Source organism: Bradyrhizobium sp. CCBAU 25338, assembly GCF_028128965.1.
In the GTDB taxonomy this organism is placed as follows: Bacteria; Pseudomonadota; Alphaproteobacteria; order Rhizobiales; family Xanthobacteraceae; genus Bradyrhizobium; species Bradyrhizobium liaoningense.
Window position 1 is genome coordinate 512,879 of record NZ_LFKY01000043.1, and the last position, 19,215, is coordinate 532,093.

Below are 19,215 nucleotides of genomic sequence, written 5' to 3' on the forward strand. Positions count from 1 at the left end.
GCATCAAACGCGCGAGCGGCGCCGGTTTCACGACTCATATGCTTAACGCGCATCCCATGTGAACCACGTATGACAAAAGCGGCCGTCCAACGCAGAACCTATTGTTGTCAAGGGCTGCACAAGCCGCTGATTTTGCCTTAAATGAGCCTGATCATGCCTAGCGATCGATGCCTGCCTTTGGCCATGATCGCGCCCGACCGGCCAATGCCTGGCCCGGTCGGTCTTTGCCCCCCGCCGGGAGGATGAATGCACGGACTGCTGCCCGCGCTGAAACGCGGCTTCAAGAGATGGATCGGCTGGCGACGGCTCGGAATCGCCGCGAGCATCTTCATCATCGCCTTCGCGATCACCACGCTGGTGCGGACCCTCAAGGGCATCGATACCGGGGTCATCCTGACTGCGTTGACCGAGATTCCCCGCGGCAGTATCGGGCTGGCGGCGATCTGCGTCTTCTTCGCGTTCTGCACGCTGACCTTCTACGACTTTTTTGCGCTGCGAACGATCGGCAAGAAGCACGTGCCCTATCGCATCGCGGCGCTCTCCAGCTTCACGTCCTATTCGATCGGCCACAACATCGGCGCGACGGTATTCACCGGCGGTGCGATCCGTTTCCGGATCTATTCGGACTACGGGCTGAACGCGATCGACGTCGCCAAGATCTGCTTCCTGTCGGGCCTGACCTTCTGGCTCGGTAACATCTTCGTGCTCTCGATCGGCATGGCCATCCATCCGGATGCCGCCTCCGCGATGGATCAGCTCCCCTCGTCGATCAACCGTCTGATCGCGCTCGGCGGCCTCGCCTCGATCGGCGCCTATCTGGTCTGGCTCTGCATGGGCGACAAGCGCCGCGAGCTCGGCCAGAAGGGCTGGAAGGTGGTGCTGCCCTCGGCCCCCCTGACGCTCGTGCAGATCCTGATCGGCGTGGTCGATCTCGGCTTCTGCGCCACCGCCATGTACCTGTTGATGCCGGCCAACCCGCCGATCGACTTCATGTCGCTCGCCGTCGTGTTCATTGTGGCGACCCTGATCGGCTTTGCCAGCCACGCGCCCGGCTCGATCGGCGTGTTCGATGCTGCCATGCTGGTGGCGTTGCCCGAATTCGGCCGCGAGCAGCTTCTGGCAACGCTGCTGGTGTTCCGCATCCTCTATTTCGTGATCCCGTTCGGCCTCGCCATCTCCATCATGGGCACGCGCGAGCTCTGGATGAACGTGGTCGAGCCCTGGCAGGAGCGGCGGCGGCTGGCAGAGGCCTGCGCGCAGGCCAACCTGCCCAAGCAGGTGACACCGATGGAGCGCGAGCGGTTGCTGCGGCAGGCCAATAAGCGCTAAGGCAGCCGGCGCCGACAAAGGTTGCGGGCGGCGGAGCAATGCTCTCTTATTTCCGCCTCAACTTTGCCGTTGAAGACCCGGGCCATGATCCCTCTATCCGTACGCACACTCGCCGCAGGCGCTCTGCTGCTTGCCGGCTTTTTGACCGTCTTGCCGTCCGAGCGCGCCGCCGCGCAGGATGCGGGCGCCATGCAGATCGATTGGGAGGTGCGTAACCGCTTCAGGCTGTTCCGCGAGGAGCGCGACTTCCTGCTCCATGTCGAGAACGCGCGTAACCGCAGCATCCTCGCCGCCGAGCAATCGCTGGAGCTGCAGAGCGAGGGCCGCGGCTGGGCCCGCAACATGGTCAACCGGCTCTGCATCGACCTCCAGGGCCGGGTCAACCAGCCCTGTACCCGCGACAACGTCAAAGAGAACTACATCACCCCGATCGACCATCCGGTGACGGTACGGCTGACCGGCGCGGTGCCGGTCGGCGCCACCTGCGCCTGGTCGTTCGACGACGGCGACGGGCCGCAACAATCGACCTTCGACTGCGCCGAGCCGATCAATCTGCGCGTCCGCTACGGCAGGCAGACAGTCGCGACCGTCGATGTCTCCGCTGGCTCCGATCCGACCCAGCGCGTCCAGACCGAGATCCAGGTCCGCGACATTTTCGTTGCTGGCCTCGGGGACAGCATCGCCTCCGGCGAGGGCAATCCGGACCGGCCGCTGGCACTCTCGGACGAAGGATTTTGCTTCCGCTCCTATCTCGGTACCGCCGGCGCGCAGTACTACCGGCCGAGCCGCCACGGCTTCAAGGGCGGCCGCGCCTGCGAAGCGCCGGATACGCTCGCCAACTGGCAACGCTACAGCGCGCTCTGGTTCAACGCGCCCTGCCACCGCTCGCTGTACAGCTATCAGACGCGCACCGCGCTGGCGCTCGCATTGCGCTACACCCACATCGCCGTGACCTACCTGCCGCTCGCCTGCACCGGCGCCAGCATTGCCGACGGGCTGCTCGGCTCGCAGCGCGCCCGCGAATGCCCGCCCGGCAAGTCCGGCGTCTGCAACACCAGCGTGACCGCCCAGGTCGCCGAGTTGCGCGAAGCGCTCACCGCGGCAAAGAAGCGCCAGCCCGACCGGACGCTCGATCTCGTGCTGCTTTCGGTCGGCGCCAACGACGTCTACTTCTCCGGCCTCGTCGCCGACGTCATCGTCGACACCGCGACCGAGCGGACGCTATTCCGCCGCTCCGGCGTGATGGCGAGCGTTGATGATTCCCGCGATGCGCTGACGCGTGAGCTGCCGCAAAGCTTCGTCAAGCTGCGCGAGGCGCTGAAGCCGCTCGTCGGCGGCGACCTCTCGCGCGTCGTCTATGTCTCCTACGCCAATCCTGCGCTCGCCGATGGTGGCGTGCCCTGCCGCGGCGGCCGCGCCGGCTTCGACATCCATCCGTCCTTCAACGCCGATCCGCAGCGCCTCGCCCGCGTCTCCACCTTCGTCGACACGGAATTCCTGCCGCAGCTGAAGGGGCTCGCCACCTGCACCCGCGGTGCGCTGTGCCGCGATCCCGAATCCGACCGCATGACCTTCGTCGATGCGCACCAGGCCACGTTCGCCGATCATGGCTTCTGCGCCCATTCGGGCAATGACCCCGAATTCGACCGGACCTGCTTTGCAGAGAACGGCCAGAGCTTCAATCCGGACATTGTCAGTGCAGCGAGCCAGCCCATGCTGTGCGGCCGCGGCGCCTCGGAATATCGCGCCTACCTGCCCCGTGCGCGCTGGATCCGCGACGCCAATGACAGCTATTTCGCTGCGATGACCTATCCGCAGGGCTTACCGGCCGCGAGCCAACCAACCGACATTCACGACGCGACCTGGGGCGTGCTCTCCGCCGTCTATGGCGGCGCCGTGCATCCGAGCGCCGAAGGTCACGCCGCCATGGCGGATGCGGCGCTGCCGGCCGCGAGTGCCGTGCTGGGGCTCGATGCAGTGCCGCCCGGCGTAACGCGCGGGCTGCTCGCGCCGCTGCTGCCGGGCGCGCGGCAGTAGCGTCGGCACCGTTGCTTCGGCGCGACGGCTGGGAGTTCAGCCAGAAATGAAGTCGTGGTCGACGCCCCGGCTGTGCCAGTAACGCATCTGCAGCCGCGGCGCGATTTCCCAAGCGATCGCAACTGAGGCAATTGCGCTCAGGACGATCATGACCGGGATGTAAAACGAAGCCTCATCACGAAGGGGACTGAGCAGAATCCCCAGCATGCCTGCACCGAACAGCACAGCCTGCGCCATCATGAACACCATGGCCGAGATTTGAAGACGAACGCGCATGTCAATCACCGTGGCTGTTTCGACTTCAGGGTAAATCTGCCAGGCTCCGAGATGTTCCCGGGTGCGGCCAAGCTGACCGCCGTCGCCGTCCAGTGATCGCCGAGACGCGACGAAATGCGAGACTGACGGCGGTGGCACCGCCGTACCACAACGCACGCAGCGCCTTGGGCCCATCGATCCAAAGACGGCATCGATCGATACTCCCTTGAACTTGGACACTTTGCCGCGCGCGCCTCTAGGACTCGCCTCGAGGAAATGTTCAAGTTCTAAGGAGGCGCATGATGAGCGCAGTGGTGTCCGCCGCGGACGTGAGGAGGTCTCGCGTCAGGCTGTTCATCGTGACCATGTTGTTCCTGGTCACGACAGTCAATTACGCCGACCGCGCCACGCTGTCGATCGCGGGCCCTGCGCTCTCCAGGGAGCTGCATCTGGATCCCGTCGCCATGGGCTACATCTTCTCGGCTTTCGGCTGGTCCTATGTGATCGCGCAGGTGCCGGGCGGCTGGCTGCTCGACCGCTATGGTTCCCGCCTCGTCTATGCCTTCAGCATCATGGTCTGGTCGATCTTCACGATGATGCAGGGCTGGGTCGGCTTCTTCAGCGCCGGCACCGCCATCATCGTGCTGTTCGGCTTGCGCTTCCTGGTCGGCATTGCCGAGGCGCCCTCCTTCCCCGCCAATGCCCGCATCGTCGCGGCGTGGTTTCCCGGCAACGAGCGCGGCACCGCGTCGGCCTTCTTCAATTCGGGGCAATATTTCGCGACCGTGATCTTCGCGCCGCTGATGGGCTGGATCGCGCACGCCTACGGCTGGCGCTTCGTGTTCTTCGTAATGGGGGCGCTCGGCATCGTCATGGGGCTCGCCTGGATCAAGACCGTCTACGGCCCGAAGGAGCATCCTTCGGTCAACGAGGCCGAGTTCGACTACATCAGGGACGGCGGCGCGCTGGTCGATCTCGATGCGCCCAAGGACGATCCGAAGCGGGAGCGAGCGCAGCAATCCGGCTCGGGGTGGGACCACATCCGCCAGCTGCTCTCCAACCGCATGATGCTCGGCGTCTATCTCGGCCAGTACTGCATCAACACGCTGACCTATTTCTTCCTGACCTGGTTCCCGGTCTACCTCGTCAAGGAACGCGGGCTGTCGATCCTGCAGGCCGGTTTCGTCGCGACGCTTCCTGCGCTGTGCGGCTTCATCGGCGGCGTGCTCGGCGGCATCATCTCCGATGCGATCCTGCGCGGGACCGGCTCGCTGACCATGGCGCGCAAGATTCCGATCGTCGGCGGCATGCTGCTGTCGATGTCGATCATAGGCTGCAACTATGTCGACGGACAGGCGCTCGTGGTCGGCTTCATGGCGCTCGCCTTCTTCGGCAAGGGCATCGGCGCGCTTGGCTGGGCCGTCGTCTCCGACACTTCGCCGAAGGAGGCCGGCGGCGTCTCTGGCGGCCTGTTCAACACCTTCGGCAACCTCTCCTCGATCACCACTCCGATCGTGATCGGTTACATCCTGGCCGCGACCGGCTCGTTCAACGGCGCGCTGGTGTTCGTCGGCCTCAACGCGCTGGTGGCGGCGTTCGCCTATCTCGTCATCGTCGGCAAGATCGAGCGGGTGGTGCTCAAAGGTTCCTCCTGAGGGCTCTCACGGGAGCTTGACCAGGCAACTTGCGGCGGCTCACCAGCCGCCGTCTTTGTATTGGGGGTGATCGATGCTAGAAGTGCCGGGGAAACGCCTTATCCATTTAAGGCATGTATCGATGTTCGACCTCAACCAGCTCCGCTGCTTCGTCACGGTGGCGGAGGAACTGCATTTCGGCCGCGCCGCTGCGCGGCTGAACATGACGCAGCCGCCGCTGTCGCGGCAGATCCAGGTGCTCGAGCACATCATCGATGCGCCGCTGCTCGAACGCACCAGCCGCTCGGTGCGCCTCACCCCTGCCGGGCGCAGCTTTCTGCCGGAGGCGCGGCGCATCCTCAAGCTTGCCGAAAGCGCCTCGCAAGTCGCCCGCCGCATCGCGCTCGGCAAGATCGGCTCGCTCAAGATCGGCTTCACCGCGGCCGCGGCCTACGGCTTCCTGCCCGAGCTCGTCGCCGCCTGCCGCGCCAAGCTGCCCGAAGTCGATTTCTCGCTGAAGGAGATGGTGTCCGGCGACCAGTTCGAGGCGCTGACCTCCGGCCAGATCGATGCCGGCCTGCTGAGGCCGCCGATCGCGCGTCCCGAACTCGCCAGCCGCCGCGTCGTTGCAGAGCCGCTGCTCGCGGCGATCCCGAGAAAGCATCCGCTGGCGAACGCCGACAGCATCGCCATCAAGGATTTCGACGACCAGCCCTTCGTGATGTACTCGCCCTATGAGAGCCGCTACTTCCACGACCTCCTGGTCGCGCTGTTCACCCGCGCCGACGTGCTGCCGCGCTACGTCCAGCATCTCAGCCAGATCCACTCGATCCTCGCGATGGTGCGCGCCGGCCTCGGCCTTGCCATCGTGCCGGCCGCAGCCGCGAACCTGAAGATCTCCGACGTGCGGCTGCGGCCGCTGAAGCTGCGCAACCGCGTGCCCGTCGAGCTGTTCATGGTCTGGCGACGCGAGGACGAGAATCCGCTGCTGGCGGCGCTGGTCAAAACCGCCGGCGAATTGTCCTCCGCGGAGCTGCCGGAAGATTGATGCTCAATCCGCATCGGTCGATATAGGCTTTGGCTTGGACGCGCATCGAACGGTCTCCTAAACCACGGCGCATGGACGCGCAGGCTTTGCGTCCTCCGCAACACGCACGAAGGGAGCAGCGCCCGTGAGCAAGATGACCCCGCAGGACATGGCCCGAAAGATCGGATCCGGCCTCCTGTCCTTCCCCGTCACGCCGTTCAGGGCTGACTACTCCTTCGACGAGGCGACCTACCGCGCCAACATGGACTGGCTGTGCGGCTACGACGTTGCCGGCCTGTTCGCCGCCGGCGGCACCGGCGAGTTCTTCTCGCTGACCCCGACAGAGATTCCGCAGATCGTCAGGATCGCCGTCGAGGAAACCAAGGGCCGCGTGCCTGTGCTTGCCGGCACCGGCTACGGCACCGCAATCGCGCGCGAGATCGCCATCGGTGCCGAGAAGGCGGGTGCCGATGGCCTGCTGCTGCTGCCGCCCTATCTCACCCATTCCGAGCAGGACGGCCTCGCCGCCCATGTCGAGGCGGTCTGTGCCTCCGTGAAGATCGGCGTCATCGTCTATAACCGCGACAACGCCATCCTCCAGCCCGACACGCTCGCGCGCCTCGCCGAGCGCTGCCCGAACCTGGTCGGCTACAAGGACGGCATCGGCGACATCGAGTTGATGACCCGCGTCTACACCAGGCTCGGCGATCGCCTCACCTATATCGGCGGCCTGCCGACTGCGGAGACCTTCGCGCTGCCCTATCTCGACATGGGCGTGACGACCTATTCCTCGGCCGTATTCAACTTCGTTCCGGAGTTCGCCACCAACTTCTACGCCGCGGTGCGCAGGCGCGACCATGAGACGATCCATGCCGGCCTGAAGAACTTCATCCTGCCGCTGATCGCAATCCGCAACCGCAAGAAGGGCTATGCGGTCTCGATCATCAAGGCCGGCATGAAGGTGATCGGCCGCGACTCCGGCCCGGTCCGGCCGCCGCTGACCGATCTCACCGAGCAGGAGCTGGCGGAACTGACCGCGCTGGTGAAGAATCTGCCCGCCATCCGATCGACACAACAGGCGGCAGAATAACGGACGACGACAGGGAGGAGCATGCGATGGCCCGGACTGATATCTCTGGCGCACCTGTTGTCACGGCGATGCAGGTGATCCCGGTCGCGGGCCGCGACAGCATGCTCCTCAACCTCAGCGGCGCGCATGCGCCGTTCTTCACCCGCAACATCGTCATCCTCACCGACAATTCCGGCCACACCGGCCTCGGCGAGGTGCCGGGCGGGCAGAGGATCTGGCAGACACTGCAGGATGCCCGCGATCTCGTCATCGGCAAGACCGTCGGCGCGATGAACAACATCCTCGCCGATGTCCGCACCGCCTTCGCCGACCGCGACGCCGGCGGCCGCGGCAAGCAGACCTTCGACCTGCGCGTGATGATCCACGCGGTCACGGCGATCGAATCCGCACTGCTTGATTTGCTGGGCCAGCATCTCGGCCTGCCCGTCGCAGCCCTGCTCGGTGAGGGCCAGCAGCGCAAGAGCGTCGAGACGCTCGGCTATCTCTTCTTCGTCGGCGATCGGCGCAAGTCGAAGCTCGACTATGTCGCGGGCGAGAGCGGCAAGGCGGAATGGTTCAACCTCCGCCATCAGGAGGCGATGACGCCCGAGACCGTGGTGCGGCTCGCGGAGGCCACCCACGACCACTACGGCTTCGCCGACTTCAAGCTCAAGGGCGGCGTGCTCCGCGGCGAACAGGAGATCGAGGCCGTCACCGCCATCGCAAAGCGTTTCCCGAACGCGCGCGTCACACTGGACCCGAACGGCGCCTGGTCGCTGGACGAGGCCGTCAGGCTCTGCAAAGGCATGCACGGCATCCTCGCCTATGCCGAGGACCCCTGCGGCGCCGAGGCCGGATTCTCCGGCCGCGAGATCATGGCCGAGTTCCGCCGCGCCACCGGTCTGCCGACAGCGACCAACATGATCGCCACCGATTGGCGGCAGCTCTCCCACGCGCTGCGCTTAGGGTCGGTGGACATCCCGCTGGCCGATCCCCATTTCTGGACCATGCAAGGCTCGGTGCGCGTGGCCCAGACCTGCCGTGACAACGGCCTGACCTGGGGCTCGCACTCCAACAACCACTTTGACATCTCGCTCGCCATGTTCACCCATGTCGGGGCAGCCGCCCCCGGCAACGTGACCGCGATCGATACCCACTGGATCTGGCAGGACGGCCAGGCGCTGACGAAAGAGCCGCTCCAGATCAGGGGCGGCAAGATCGCGGTGCCCGATCGCCCCGGCCTCGGCATCGAAATCGACCGCGTCGCCATCGAGGCCGCGCATGAGCTCTACAAGAAGCATGGACTCGGCGCCCGGGATGACGCTATGGCCATGCAGGACCTGATCCCGGGCTGGACCTTCGACGACAAGCGTCCGTGCCTCGTGCGATAAGAAGCGTCAGGCATGATCCCGGAAAAGTGGACACCGGTTTTCCGATAGGATCATGCCCCTTGAACAGGGAGGAATAAGATGACAGCGATCCTGAAGAACTTCATCGGCGGCGAATGGGTCGACGGCTCGGGCGTCACCAGGAACATCAACCCCTCCAACACCAACGACGTCGTCGGCGAATATGCCAAGGCCGACAAGGCGCAGACCGAGAAGGCGATCGCCGCCGCGAAGGCCGCCTTCCCGGCCTGGGCGCGCTCGACGCCGCAGGAGCGCTATGACGCGCTGAACAAGGTCTCCGCCGAGATCCTCTCCCGCAAGGAAGAGCTCGGCCGCCTGCTCGCCCGCGAGGAAGGCAAGACCTTGCCGGAAGGCATCGGCGAGGTCGCGCGCGCCGGCCAGATCTTCGCGTTCTTCGCCGGTGAAGCGCTGCGCCTGATCGGCGAGAAGGGCGCCTCGGTCCGTCCCGGCCTCGATGTCGAACTCACGCGCGAGCCGGTCGGCGTCGTCGGCATGATCACGCCCTGGAATTTCCCGATCGCGATTCCCGCCTGGAAGATCGCGCCCGCGCTCTGCTACGGCAACACGGTGGTGTTCAAGCCGGCCGAGCTGGTGCCCGGCTCGGCGCATGCGCTGTCCGAGATCATCACCCGCTCCGGGCTTCCGGCCGGCGTGTTCAACCTCGTGGTCGGCTCCGGCTCCGTGGTCGGCCAGACGCTGCTCGAGCATCCCGACGTCGCCGCGATCTCCTTCACCGGCTCGGTGCAGACGGGCCGCAAGATCGCGCAGGCCTGCGTACTTTCGAATCCGATGAAGAAATTTCAGCTCGAGATGGGCGGCAAGAATCCGCTGGTCGTGCTCGACGACGCCGACCTCAAGACCGCCGTCGAGGTCGCCGTCAACGGTGCCTATTTCTCCACCGGCCAGCGCTGCACCGCCTCCTCCCGCCTGATCGTCACCGAAGGCATCCACGACCGCTTCGTCGCGGCGATGGCCGAGCGGTTGAAGGGCCTGTCGGTGGACGACGCGCTCAAGGCCGGGGTGCATATCGGCCCCGTCGTCGACCAGAGCCAGCTCGACCAGGACCTGCGCTACATCAAGATCGGCCAGGACGAGGGCGCCAAGCTCGCCTTCGGCGGCGAGCTGCTCAAGCGCGAGAACCCCGGTCACTATCTGCAGCCGGCGCTGTTCACCGAAGCCAGCAACAACATGCGCATCGCGCGTGAGGAGATTTTTGGCCCTGTCGCCGCCGTCATCCGCGCCAAGAACTACGAGGAAGCGCTCGCGATCTCCAACGATACCGAGTTCGGCCTTGCCTCCGGCATCTGCACCACCAGCCTGAAATATGCTTCGCACTACAAGCGCAACAGCGAGTCCGGCATGGTGATGGTCAATCTGCCGACCGCCGGCGTCGACTATCACGTGCCGTTCGGCGGCCGGAAGGGCTCGAGCTACGGCGCCCGCGAGCAGGGCTCCTATGCGCGCGAGTTCTACACGACGGTGAAGACGGCTTATACGTATCCGGGCTGAGAAGCTGATATCGTAGGGTGGGCAAAGCGAAGCGTGCCCACCGCTTACGTTCGGTATGAAGATGGTGGGCACGGCGCATTGCGCCTTTGCCCACCCTACGGCTTTGGAGGCAAGCGCAGATGGACCAGGACGTCGCAGCGAAAGAGCAGCCCCGCTACATCAAGCTCAACGAGCGCGACAATGTCGCGATCGTGGTCAATGATTTCGGGCTTCCCGCCGGCTCCCGGTTCGCCTGCGGGCTGACGCTACGCGCCTTCGTTCCACAGGGCCACAAGACGGCGCTGGTCGACATCGCAGAAGGCGCGCCCATCATCCGCTATGGCGAAATCATCGGCTACGCACTCTCTCCCATCGAGGCCGGCGAATGGGTGGATGAAGCCCGCATCCGCATGCCGGAGGCCCCTGCCCTCGACAGACTGGAAATCTCCACCGCCGTCCCCGCGCCGCTGCCGCCGCTCGAAGGTTTCACCTTCGAGGGCTATCGCAATCCGGACGGCTCGGTCGGCACCAAGAACATCCTCGGCATCTCCTCCTCCGTGCAATGCGTCAAGGGCACGATGGAATATGCGGTCAAGCGCATCCGCGCCGAGCTGTTGCCGAAATATCCGAACGTCGACGACGTCGTGCCGCTGACCCATGCCTATGGCTGCGGCGTCGCCATCAATGCGCCCGACGCGGTGGTGCCGATCCGCACCCTGCAGAACCTCGCGCTCAATCCGAATTTCGGCGGCGAGATCCTGGTCGTCGGCCTCGGCTGCGAGAAGCTGGCGCCGGAACGGCTGGTGCCGGAGGGCGTGGGCGATGCCATCGTGCGCATGCAGGACGAAGCCTTCGACGGCTTCGGCGCCATCGTCGATGCGATCATGACCCAGGCCGAGGCCCGGCTGAAGGTGCTCAACACCCGCAAGCGCGAGACCTGCCCGGCCTCCGATCTCGTCATCGGCCTGCAATGCGGCGGCAGCGATGCCTTCTCCGGCGTCACTGCGAACCCGGCCGTCGGCTTCGCCGCCGATCTCCTGGTGCGCGCCGGCGCCACCGTGATGTTCTCGGAAGTCACCGAGGTGCGCGACGCCATCCAGCTGCTCACCCGGCGCGCGATCAACGAGGATGTCGGCCGCGCGCTGGTGCGCGAGATGGCCTGGTATGACTCTTACCTCGCCCGCGGCGGCGCCGATCGCAGCGCCAACACCACGCCGGGCAACAAGAAGGGCGGACTCGCCAACATCGTCGAGAAGTCGTTGGGCTCGATCGTGAAGTCCGGATCGAGCGCCATCACCGGCGTGCTCTCGCCCGGCGAGAAGGCAACGCAGAAGGGCATGCTGTTCGCGGCAACGCCCGCATCCGACTTCATCTGCGGTACGCTGCAGCTCGCCTCCGGCATGACGCTGCAGGTGTTCACCACCGGCCGCGGCACGCCCTATGGCCTTGCCGCCGCGCCCGTGATCAAGGTCGCCACCCGCAGCGAGCTCGCGCGGCGCTGGAAGGACCTGATCGACTTCGACGCAGGCAGCATCGCCACCGGTGAGAAGACCATTGAGGAATGCGGCTGGGACCTGTTCCGCCTGATCCTCGACGTCGCCTCTGGCCGCACCAAGCCGTGGTCGGACCGCTGGGGCATCCACAACGATCTGACGCTGTTCAATCCGGCGCCGGTGACCTGAGGGGTCACGGACCGTCGATCAGGTGCATGTCGCCCAGCGTCAGCGGCAGGCTGCGGATGATGAGGTCCGTTATCGCCGAGCGCAGCCGTTCGCTCGAAGCCGAGCCCTCGAACGGCTCGTTGACCGCACCGCTCGGGCCGGCGATCCTCACCGTGCCGGTGTTGTCGAGCGGCGCGGCCGCGCGCTTCTCGATCACGTCGAACGTCTTGCCGTCGATGACGCGAACCTCGTACAGCGCGTGGATCAGACCGTAGTCCGCAAGCAGCGTCCGGTATTCGGTGAGCCCGACGCCCTCGACGTTGCGGCCGTTTCCAAGCTTTGATCTCGCCCGGGTGATGACGATGTACGCATCCAGTCCCTGCGGCGTGACATCGCTGCGAACCAGCTCCTTGAACGGATCGCTGCGCAGCAGATTGACGGGCGCAACCGCCGAATCCCTGATCGTAGCGAAGGCTGCGCGCCTGTAGTTCACCGGCTGCACGCGAAAACGTCCACTGAGCAGCTTCGTCGCCTGCCGGACGATCAGCTCGTCCAGCCCCCATGCGCTGATCGAGACGCTTTGCCCGGTGTTGCCGAGCGCGGTCAGGCCGGCTTGCGTCAGGCTCATCTCCTCGCCGATCGCCGAGACGATGCCGACGGTCTTGATCGCCTGGAGCTTCGTCGCGCGCGTCTCGAACGCCGCGGCGGCGCCGAGGGCGATACACGCGGCCGCGAGGCCAACCCATAGAAAAGCAATACGGCGCATGACGACCTATCGGATTCTAAAATCGAACGAATAGGACGCACCGAGGCCGACGGTGGTCTGGTTCGACGATCCCCGCAGCTTCACCAGCGGGCTGTCCGCCGCATCGCCGAGCAGCTTCTCGTACTCGACATAGGCGTGCACCTCCCACTGCGGATTGATGCGATAGGAGATCTGGCTGCCGAAGCCGACCGAGTGCGCGCCGCCCTTGGCATTGTAGGTCGGCAACCCCGATGCCAGCGCCTGCACGGCATCGACGCCGAAATACGGCGCGGTCGCCTTGGTGCTTTTCCAGGTGAAGCGGGGGCCGGCCGAGATCGTCAGCCTTTGAATCAGCGGCACGATGACGTCGGCCGAGACGTCGGCGACGGTGCCGGTATGGCCACCCATCCCCTGGCGCAGTTCGCTGCGCAGGCGGAGCCAGTCCACCGGATAATATTCGACGAAGCCGCCGAGCTCGTAGGCGGCCTTGACGTCGCCGAGGCCGGTCAGCTCTGAATATTTGTCGCTCTTGCGCGAGGCGACGTACTTGAACGCAGGCCCGGCGCGAAAATTGCCGACGTCGAGCAGCGCGATGCTGGCGCTGTCGCGCGGCCCGCGAAACTGGTCGATCGATCCGGCGCGACGAATGGAGAAGATCGGAATCGGCATGAGTTTTCCGTTCTTCGATCCGACGAAGTCAGGCATGTATTCGCCGCCGATGCCGACCATGACGGTCCAATTTCCGGAGGGCGAAGGCAGCATCGGCAGTTCGAACGGTGGCGCTGGCAGCGTGAACGCGCTCTGCGCCGATACAGATTGCGCACTCGCCATGATCGCACCGAGCGCAGCAAGACAGGCGGTCGTCCGCCGCGCGGTCGCCGTGAGGCGGAGAGCGGCTTCTTCGAAATACATCATTACGGGGGCCCCCGGACCGGCCTTGCGGGCCTGGTCGACTCGTGTGTTCAGAGCCACAGCATGTGGTCCGGCAAAATTGCCCCAAGATTGCAAGGCGAGAGCCGTCGTCCGAAACGTCGCGCGCCAGGCGCCGGCGGACCAACATTGCCCGAACATTGCCGCGCCGCAGTCACGCCCTCAAATGTTGACGGGCGGTGCCCGCGAACTCTCCCGTTCCTGCCTTTTATTCGCCAAGCTCGCTGCCTTAAAGGGAACCTCGCGCACGAACCGAAATGCCGGACTTCGGCCAGGGAGCGTCAAAGTCGGGGCTCCGTTGCCCCAGCAGAGTCAAGGACGACCCGCGTGCGCTCCCTCGTGATCGAAGACGAACCGCAGATCGGCGCCTATGTCAGCCGGCTGCTCGGGCAACTGCACGGTATCGTCGACCTCGTCGGCTCGATTGCAGAGGCCCGCCAGGCGCTGGAGAACTTCAGATATGATCTGGCGATCGTCGACCGGATGCTGCCCGACGGAGATGCACTCCAGGTGGTCGCGGCGCTGAGCCAGTCGGCGGAACGTCCCGCGATCATCATGCTGACGTCCAAGGACACCAAGGAGGATGTCGTCGACGGCCTCAACGGCGGCGCCGACGACTATCTCGGCAAGCCGTTCGAGCCCCAGGAGCTGATCGCGCGGGTGCGCGCGGTTCTGCGCCGGCCCCGGCTGCTCGCCCCCTCCGTGTTGTCGCTCGGCAATGTCGAGCTGCATCTCGGCAGCAACGAGGCGGTGGTCGCCGACACCAAAATCCTGCTGCGCCGGCGCGAGGCGCTGATCTTGGGAGCGCTCCTGATGCGGCGCGACCGCGTCATCACCCGCGCCGCCCTGATCGAGGAGATCTACGGCTTCGACGACGAGATCGAGTCCAACACGCTCGAAGCGCAGGTCTCGCGCCTGCGGAAGAAGCTGACCGAGCTCGGCGGCGACGTCGAGATCCGCAGCATGCGGGGCATCGGCTACATCCTGCGGCTGGCAAGTCCGCGATGAGGTCGATCGCCCGGACCTTTGCGCTGTCGCTCGGCATCGCCGCGACGACGATTTTCCTGATCATGCTCGGCCTCTTCATATGGCGCTATCCGATGGAGGAGCGCGAGTTCAGGGCTTGCCGGGTCGTGGCCGCCGTTCTCGATCGCGCAACCGATATCGAAGGGCAGAAGCTCACGGTGCGTCCGACGCGCGCCCTCGAAGAGCTGAAGGCGGACAGCCCGAACCTCTGGTACGTCGTGTCCGCGGGCGAGCTGGTCAGCGAGTACGGCAGCGAACGCCGGCCCGCCCTTCCCTTCGCGTTTCCCTATCACGGGCCCATCGGCTCATCGGTCTTCAGCACACTCGACCAGAAGAGCACCTTTTGCCTCGCCGTCGTGCAAAGGGGTTCGTTGCAGCTCGCCATGATGGTCGGCGAGCCTCAAGTCCGTTTCGGCCGGCTTGCAAGAAACTTTCTCATCCGCAGCGTCTTTTCGATCATGCTGCTGGCGCTGGCCTTTGCAGCGACCGTTGCCGTCGGCGCGGCGCTGGCCGCGCGTTTCGTCTCACGCGGAATCGAACGGGTGGCGCTTCGCGCGCTCGCGATCGACCCTGCAGCACCGCAAGGTCTGATCTCCCTGTCCGAGGTCCCTCGCGAGTTGAAGCCGCTGGTCGAGGCGCTGAACCGCGCCTTCGGCGAGATCGACGCCTATATCCGGATGCAGCGCCGCTTCCTCGGCAATGCCGCGCACCAGCTGCGCACGCCCCTGACGCTGCTGCGCGCGAAAATCGAGGACGTCCCCGAGCCGGCCCTCAGAACCGAATTGGTGCGCGACGTCCGCCGCCTGACCTCGCTGGTCGCCGCCATGCTCGACCTGGCGCGACTGCAGAATCATGCGATCGAGACGCGACCGATCGATCTTGCCCAGGTCACGCTGGACGTGCTGGCCGATTTCAGCCCATCGGCGCTGGACGCCGGCATCGAGCTTGCGCTGGAGCAGGACGGGAAGGGTCCATTCCTGGTGCAGGGTGTGGACGCTGCGATCCGCAGCGCCCTCGCCAACCTCGTCGGCAACGCGCTCATCCACGCCCGTGGCGCGCGACGCATCGTCGCCACGCTCGACCGCGATGGCATCTCGATTCACGATGACGGCGCGGGCCTGCCCGATGGCGCCGAGCACGGGCTGATCGAGCCCTTTCAGACCGGCAACGCCGCCAGCGATGGCGCGGGCCTCGGCCTGTCGATCGTCCGCGAGATCATGGCCGCCCACGGCGGCGAGTTGATCGCTTCTTCCACGCCAGGCTGCGGCACGACGATGAGCCTGCGCTTTCCCGCGGCCCCCGCCCCGGTCAAATCTCCGCAGCTTGATCTGCAAGAACGTTAAGCGGGCGCATCGGCGCTTCCGCGAAACCGTCCGGAAACATTGGCGCTGAGAACTTCTTCCTCGTTTCATCCGTTCGCATCAAGCAATCAATATCTCCGCCGAAGGCGACGGAATGTTCGCGCACGAGCGAACCTGTTCCGGCATCGACGCGACCAAACCTCCGATTGACATCTTCCACGGAGATTTTCCAATGCGTGTTCTCTCGATGATTGCCGTTGCCGGTGCCATGATTGCGGGTTCGGCCGGTGCCTTCGCCACTGAGCTTCCTTCTTACGAAGTGACATCGTTTCCGATCTCGGCGACGCAGGTGCAAGTGCTCGGCGGCGCCGGCGTCGAGGAACAGTCGGCCGCGCCCGCGATGACCGTCGCCGGCATGCCCGCCTCGCCCGCGCAGGTCTCGGTGCTGACCCCGCGCGTCAAGCGGCTTGCGAGCGCCAATACGCAGAGCGATGCGCGCTGAGCTGCTCATCCTCGTTCCGGGGCGCACGAAGTGCGAACTCAGGTGCGCCAATGCGCACCTGAGAATGTCGCGCAACAACGTCCGGATTCCGGGTTCGACGCTGCCGCGTCGTCCCGGAATGACATCGAAGCTTTATGGCGTCTAAAGCATGATCCGGAAAAGTGCGCAGCGGTTTTCCGTAAAGATCATGCTTAAACAACAACCTAAAGCACGATGACGATTCATCCTCATCGCATCGCGCTTTAGGTCATGCTGCCCGGCATGAAGCAGCGCACGCGCGGATGGCCGTCGATATAGTGCTTCCAGACCATGGTGCGGCCGAACTTGTTCGGCACGGTGATCACGGCACCGTCGGGCACCACGACCCATTCGTCGTCGATCCGCACGCGGTAGCGGCCGCGATCCGACTCCCAATCGACGTCGGCAATGACGTAGCCGTCGGCATCCGAGCAGCACTGCCCGAATTCGCTGTGCAGACTCTCGAACCAAGGCTTCAGGGGCGAGTTGGCGTAGCGGCCGTCGTCGCGCGCCAGCGCCGAAGCCGCGAGTAGCGTCGTCAACCCCAGCAGCGTGGCCGCGCCTGATATGGCAGGTCTCATGTCGTCTCCGCGGTCGAAGTGATCGCCGCGAGGCAAACGCTGCCGTCCGCCCTCCGCGTGGTGCGCGGCGGGCGTGGAGACGGCGACTCGCTCCCCCAGCAGCTTTGCCGACAGCTATGCAAATCCGGCGCCAGCGCGCATTCCGGGGAACTACTGGAGCGAAGCCGGCACACGTTCCCCTTTGGGCGAACGTGGCCGCACGGGCCGTTCAGGGATGAGGAGGGAGCGATACCGCACCGGCTTCGCCACTGGAGCCTGTCACCGGGCTCGCCGAAGGCGAGAGCCGGTGGCAGGGAACGAGCTTGCGCCGAAGCTACGGCTGTCGAGGCGGCACAGTGCGAAGTACGCCTCTACTGCTTCGGCGGCGCCATCATCGCGCCGCCCTTCTTCGCCGCCGGTGCCGCCGGCTTTGCGGCGGCGGCCTGCGCAGGGAGATATTTTGCCACGATGGCAGGATCGATCTGCGCGATGTTGGCATCCGGCAGGCGCGTCCAGGTCTCGTCCTTGCCGAGCAGCGCGATGCCGAGATAGCCGCGCAGCGTCAGGGTCTGGCCGTCGGGGCTGATCCGCATGTTGGCCTTCCAGATCTGACCGTCGCGCGGATTAAGCACGTTGCCGCCTTCGTACTTCAATCCTTCGCGCTTCATGTTGCGGACGAATGAAATGCCGAGCACCGGCGCGTTCTTGCGATCGTCGGTGCACTTGCTGCAAACCTCGTTCGGATTGTCGGTTGGCCGCGGGAAGGTCTTTGCGATCACGCCTTCGAAGACGCCGTTGCGGTCGATGAAGAGGAACCATCCGACTGTCTTGCCGTCTTCGACCTTCTGCCAGAGGCCCGCCGCCGTGGGCTCGGTGGTCTGCGCCGCACACGGGCTCACCGTCGCGAGCGACAATGCGAGCGCGAGGAAGGAGAGCAGCCGAAAGCTGGAAAAAATCCGCATGAGATCACCTTGCTATTCCACAACCGGAATGGCCGCAGACTACGGCGATTTCGCGAACGGTTCCAGCACCAGAAACATGGGGCATCGCCTCCCCACTGCGTTCCCTCAGTTGACACCGAGCTTCTTTTGCAGGCTAGAGGACGAAGTCGTGTACTGGAACACGAGCCGCTTCTCCGGATAGACGTAGCGATGGGCTTTTTGCGACATCAGCGCGCCCTCGTGGAAGCCGCACAGGATCAACTTGAGCTTGCCGGGATAGGTGTTGATGTCGCCGATGGCGAAGATGCCTGATACGTTGGTCTCGAACGCGGACGTCTCGACCGGCACCAGATTGTTCTCCAGCGCAATGCCCCAGTTCGCGACCGGGCCGAGCTTCATGGTCAGCCCGAAGAACGGCAGCATGGTATCGCAGGCGATTTCGCTCACGCTGTTGTCATTGCCCTTGATGGTCGCGCCGGCGAGCCTGCCGTCAGCGCCGGAGAGCGCGGTGACCTGGCCGAGCCGCAGATCCATCTTGCCGCCGGCAACCAGCGCGCGCATCTGCTCGACGCTGTGGGGTGCGGCGCGAAACTCGTCCCGTCGGTGCAACAGCGTGATGCGCTTGGCCAGGGGATGCAGGTTGAGCGTCCAGTCGAGCGCGGAGTCGCCGCCGCCGACGATCAGCACGTTCTTGTCGCGGAACGTCTCCATCTTGCGCACGGCGTAGTGGACTGACGTGCCTTCATAGGCCTCGATGCCCGGCACCGGCGGACGCTTGGGCTGGAACGAGCCGCCGCCGGCCGCGATCACCACCACCTTGCATTCGAACACCTTGCCGGTATCGGTGGTGCAGCGAAAGGCGGGATCGCCGATCTTCTCCACGGTCTCGACCATCTCGCCGAGATGGAAGGTCGGGTGAAACGGCTTGATCTGCTCCATCAGCGCGTCGGTGAGGCCCTGCCCGGAGACCTGCGGAATGCCGGGAATGTCGTAGATCGGCTTTTCCGGATAGAGCTCGGCGCACTGTCCGCCGACCTTGTCGAGGATGTCGACGAAGTGCGTCTTCATGTCGAGGAGGCCGAGCTCGAAGGCGGCGAACAGACCGCAGGGGCCGGCGCCAATGATCAGCACATCGGTTTTGATCGCGTCGCTCATGTCGTCTCTTTATCTATCGTTATCGGTTGGACGGCGCCCGGCGGGCAGAGGTGACCCTGCCTGTCTAGCCAACGGGGATGGATCAGGGAAGGCATAAAAGCGGGAGCGCCCCGCAGCCGCGCCCACTT

At 65.3% G+C, this 19,215-nt stretch carries 18 protein-coding genes; 11 read left to right on the forward strand and 7 right to left on the reverse strand.

The window, feature by feature from the left end:
* Positions 1 to 246 precede the first annotated feature (246 nt).
* Positions 247 to 1,329 carry a lysylphosphatidylglycerol synthase transmembrane domain-containing protein gene (locus ACM42_RS36140; protein ID WP_271533189.1) on the forward strand — a complete coding sequence of 361 codons (1,083 nt, stop codon included), beginning with the start codon at positions 247 to 249 and terminating at the stop codon, positions 1,327 to 1,329.
* Between the two features lie 84 nt (positions 1,330 to 1,413).
* Complete coding sequence (locus ACM42_RS36145) at positions 1,414 to 3,366, forward strand: hypothetical protein (RefSeq protein ID WP_271533191.1); 1,953 nt, start codon at positions 1,414 to 1,416, stop codon at positions 3,364 to 3,366.
* Between the two features lie 36 nt (positions 3,367 to 3,402).
* On the opposite strand, the gene ACM42_RS36150 is transcribed toward ACM42_RS36145, so the two are convergent.
* On the reverse strand, positions 3,403 to 3,861 hold the full coding sequence (locus ACM42_RS36150; protein WP_271533193.1) for a hypothetical protein: 459 nt from the start codon (positions 3,859 to 3,861) through the stop codon (positions 3,403 to 3,405).
* Between the two features lie 62 nt (positions 3,862 to 3,923).
* Here ACM42_RS36150 and ACM42_RS36155 point away from each other — a divergent pair, with 62 nt between their 5' ends.
* From ACM42_RS36155 to garD, 6 genes are all read left to right on the forward strand, one after another.
* Entirely contained in the window at positions 3,924 to 5,276 is a 1,353-nt protein-coding gene (locus ACM42_RS36155) for an MFS transporter (RefSeq protein ID WP_271533195.1), read from the forward strand.
* Positions 5,277 to 5,397: 121 nt separating this feature from the next.
* Entirely contained in the window at positions 5,398 to 6,303 is a 906-nt protein-coding gene (locus ACM42_RS36160; RefSeq protein ID WP_028177417.1) for a LysR substrate-binding domain-containing protein, read from the forward strand.
* Between the two features lie 124 nt (positions 6,304 to 6,427).
* The gene (gene kdgD / locus ACM42_RS36165) at positions 6,428 to 7,372 is read left to right on the forward strand and encodes a 5-dehydro-4-deoxyglucarate dehydratase (protein ID WP_271533198.1); all 945 of its coding nucleotides are present in this window, start codon (positions 6,428 to 6,430) and stop codon (positions 7,370 to 7,372) included.
* A 26-nt stretch (positions 7,373 to 7,398) separates the two neighbouring features.
* On the forward strand, positions 7,399 to 8,742 hold the full coding sequence (gene gudD, locus ACM42_RS36170) for a glucarate dehydratase (RefSeq protein ID WP_271533200.1): 1,344 nt from the start codon (positions 7,399 to 7,401) through the stop codon (positions 8,740 to 8,742).
* A 78-nt stretch (positions 8,743 to 8,820) separates the two neighbouring features.
* Complete coding sequence (locus ACM42_RS36175; RefSeq protein WP_271533202.1) at positions 8,821 to 10,269, forward strand: aldehyde dehydrogenase family protein; 1,449 nt, start codon at positions 8,821 to 8,823, stop codon at positions 10,267 to 10,269.
* A 119-nt stretch (positions 10,270 to 10,388) separates the two neighbouring features.
* Complete coding sequence (garD, locus tag ACM42_RS36180) at positions 10,389 to 11,930, forward strand: galactarate dehydratase (protein WP_271533204.1); 1,542 nt, start codon at positions 10,389 to 10,391, stop codon at positions 11,928 to 11,930.
* Positions 11,931 to 11,934: 4 nt separating this feature from the next.
* Here garD and ACM42_RS36185 read toward each other — a convergent pair whose 3' ends face one another.
* Both ACM42_RS36185 and ACM42_RS36190 read right to left on the reverse strand, forming a co-directional pair.
* Positions 11,935 to 12,675: a hypothetical protein gene (locus ACM42_RS36185; protein WP_271533206.1), complete on the reverse strand. Its 741-nt coding sequence runs from the start codon at positions 12,673 to 12,675 to the stop codon at positions 11,935 to 11,937.
* A 6-nt stretch (positions 12,676 to 12,681) separates the two neighbouring features.
* Positions 12,682 to 13,569 carry a MipA/OmpV family protein gene (locus ACM42_RS36190; protein WP_271533208.1) on the reverse strand — a complete coding sequence of 296 codons (888 nt, stop codon included), beginning with the start codon at positions 13,567 to 13,569 and terminating at the stop codon, positions 12,682 to 12,684.
* Between the two features lie 342 nt (positions 13,570 to 13,911).
* Between ACM42_RS36190 and ACM42_RS36195 the strand changes: the two genes are divergently transcribed.
* Positions 13,912 to 14,592, forward strand: coding sequence for a response regulator transcription factor (locus ACM42_RS36195; protein WP_271533210.1), 681 nt, complete (start codon positions 13,912 to 13,914; stop codon positions 14,590 to 14,592).
* Complete coding sequence (locus ACM42_RS36200) at positions 14,589 to 15,953, forward strand: sensor histidine kinase (protein WP_271533212.1); 1,365 nt, start codon at positions 14,589 to 14,591, stop codon at positions 15,951 to 15,953. Before ACM42_RS36195 ends, ACM42_RS36200 begins: the two co-directional genes overlap by 4 nt.
* Here the strand turns inward: ACM42_RS36200 and ACM42_RS36205 are convergent.
* Positions 15,919 to 16,131 (reverse strand): hypothetical protein, encoded by a 213-nt coding sequence (locus tag ACM42_RS36205; RefSeq protein ID WP_271533215.1) that lies wholly within the window; start codon positions 16,129 to 16,131, stop codon positions 15,919 to 15,921. The genes ACM42_RS36200 and ACM42_RS36205 overlap by 35 nt on opposite strands.
* 12 nt (positions 16,132 to 16,143) lie before the next feature.
* On the opposite strand from ACM42_RS36205, the gene ACM42_RS36210 reads away from it, so the two are divergent.
* On the forward strand, positions 16,144 to 16,413 hold the full coding sequence (locus ACM42_RS36210; protein WP_271533217.1) for a hypothetical protein: 270 nt from the start codon (positions 16,144 to 16,146) through the stop codon (positions 16,411 to 16,413).
* 242 nt (positions 16,414 to 16,655) lie between these two features.
* On the opposite strand, the gene ACM42_RS36215 is transcribed toward ACM42_RS36210, so the two are convergent.
* The 3 genes from ACM42_RS36215 to ACM42_RS36225 form a co-directional block, all read right to left on the reverse strand.
* Positions 16,656 to 17,012, reverse strand: coding sequence for a hypothetical protein (locus ACM42_RS36215; RefSeq protein WP_028177426.1), 357 nt, complete (start codon positions 17,010 to 17,012; stop codon positions 16,656 to 16,658).
* Between the two features lie 350 nt (positions 17,013 to 17,362).
* The gene (locus ACM42_RS36220) at positions 17,363 to 17,953 is read right to left on the reverse strand and encodes a DUF2147 domain-containing protein (protein ID WP_028177427.1); all 591 of its coding nucleotides are present in this window, start codon (positions 17,951 to 17,953) and stop codon (positions 17,363 to 17,365) included.
* 105 nt (positions 17,954 to 18,058) lie between these two features.
* Positions 18,059 to 19,087 (reverse strand): NAD(P)/FAD-dependent oxidoreductase, encoded by a 1,029-nt coding sequence (locus tag ACM42_RS36225; protein ID WP_028177428.1) that lies wholly within the window; start codon positions 19,085 to 19,087, stop codon positions 18,059 to 18,061.
* Between the last annotated feature and the right edge of the window lie 128 nt (positions 19,088 to 19,215).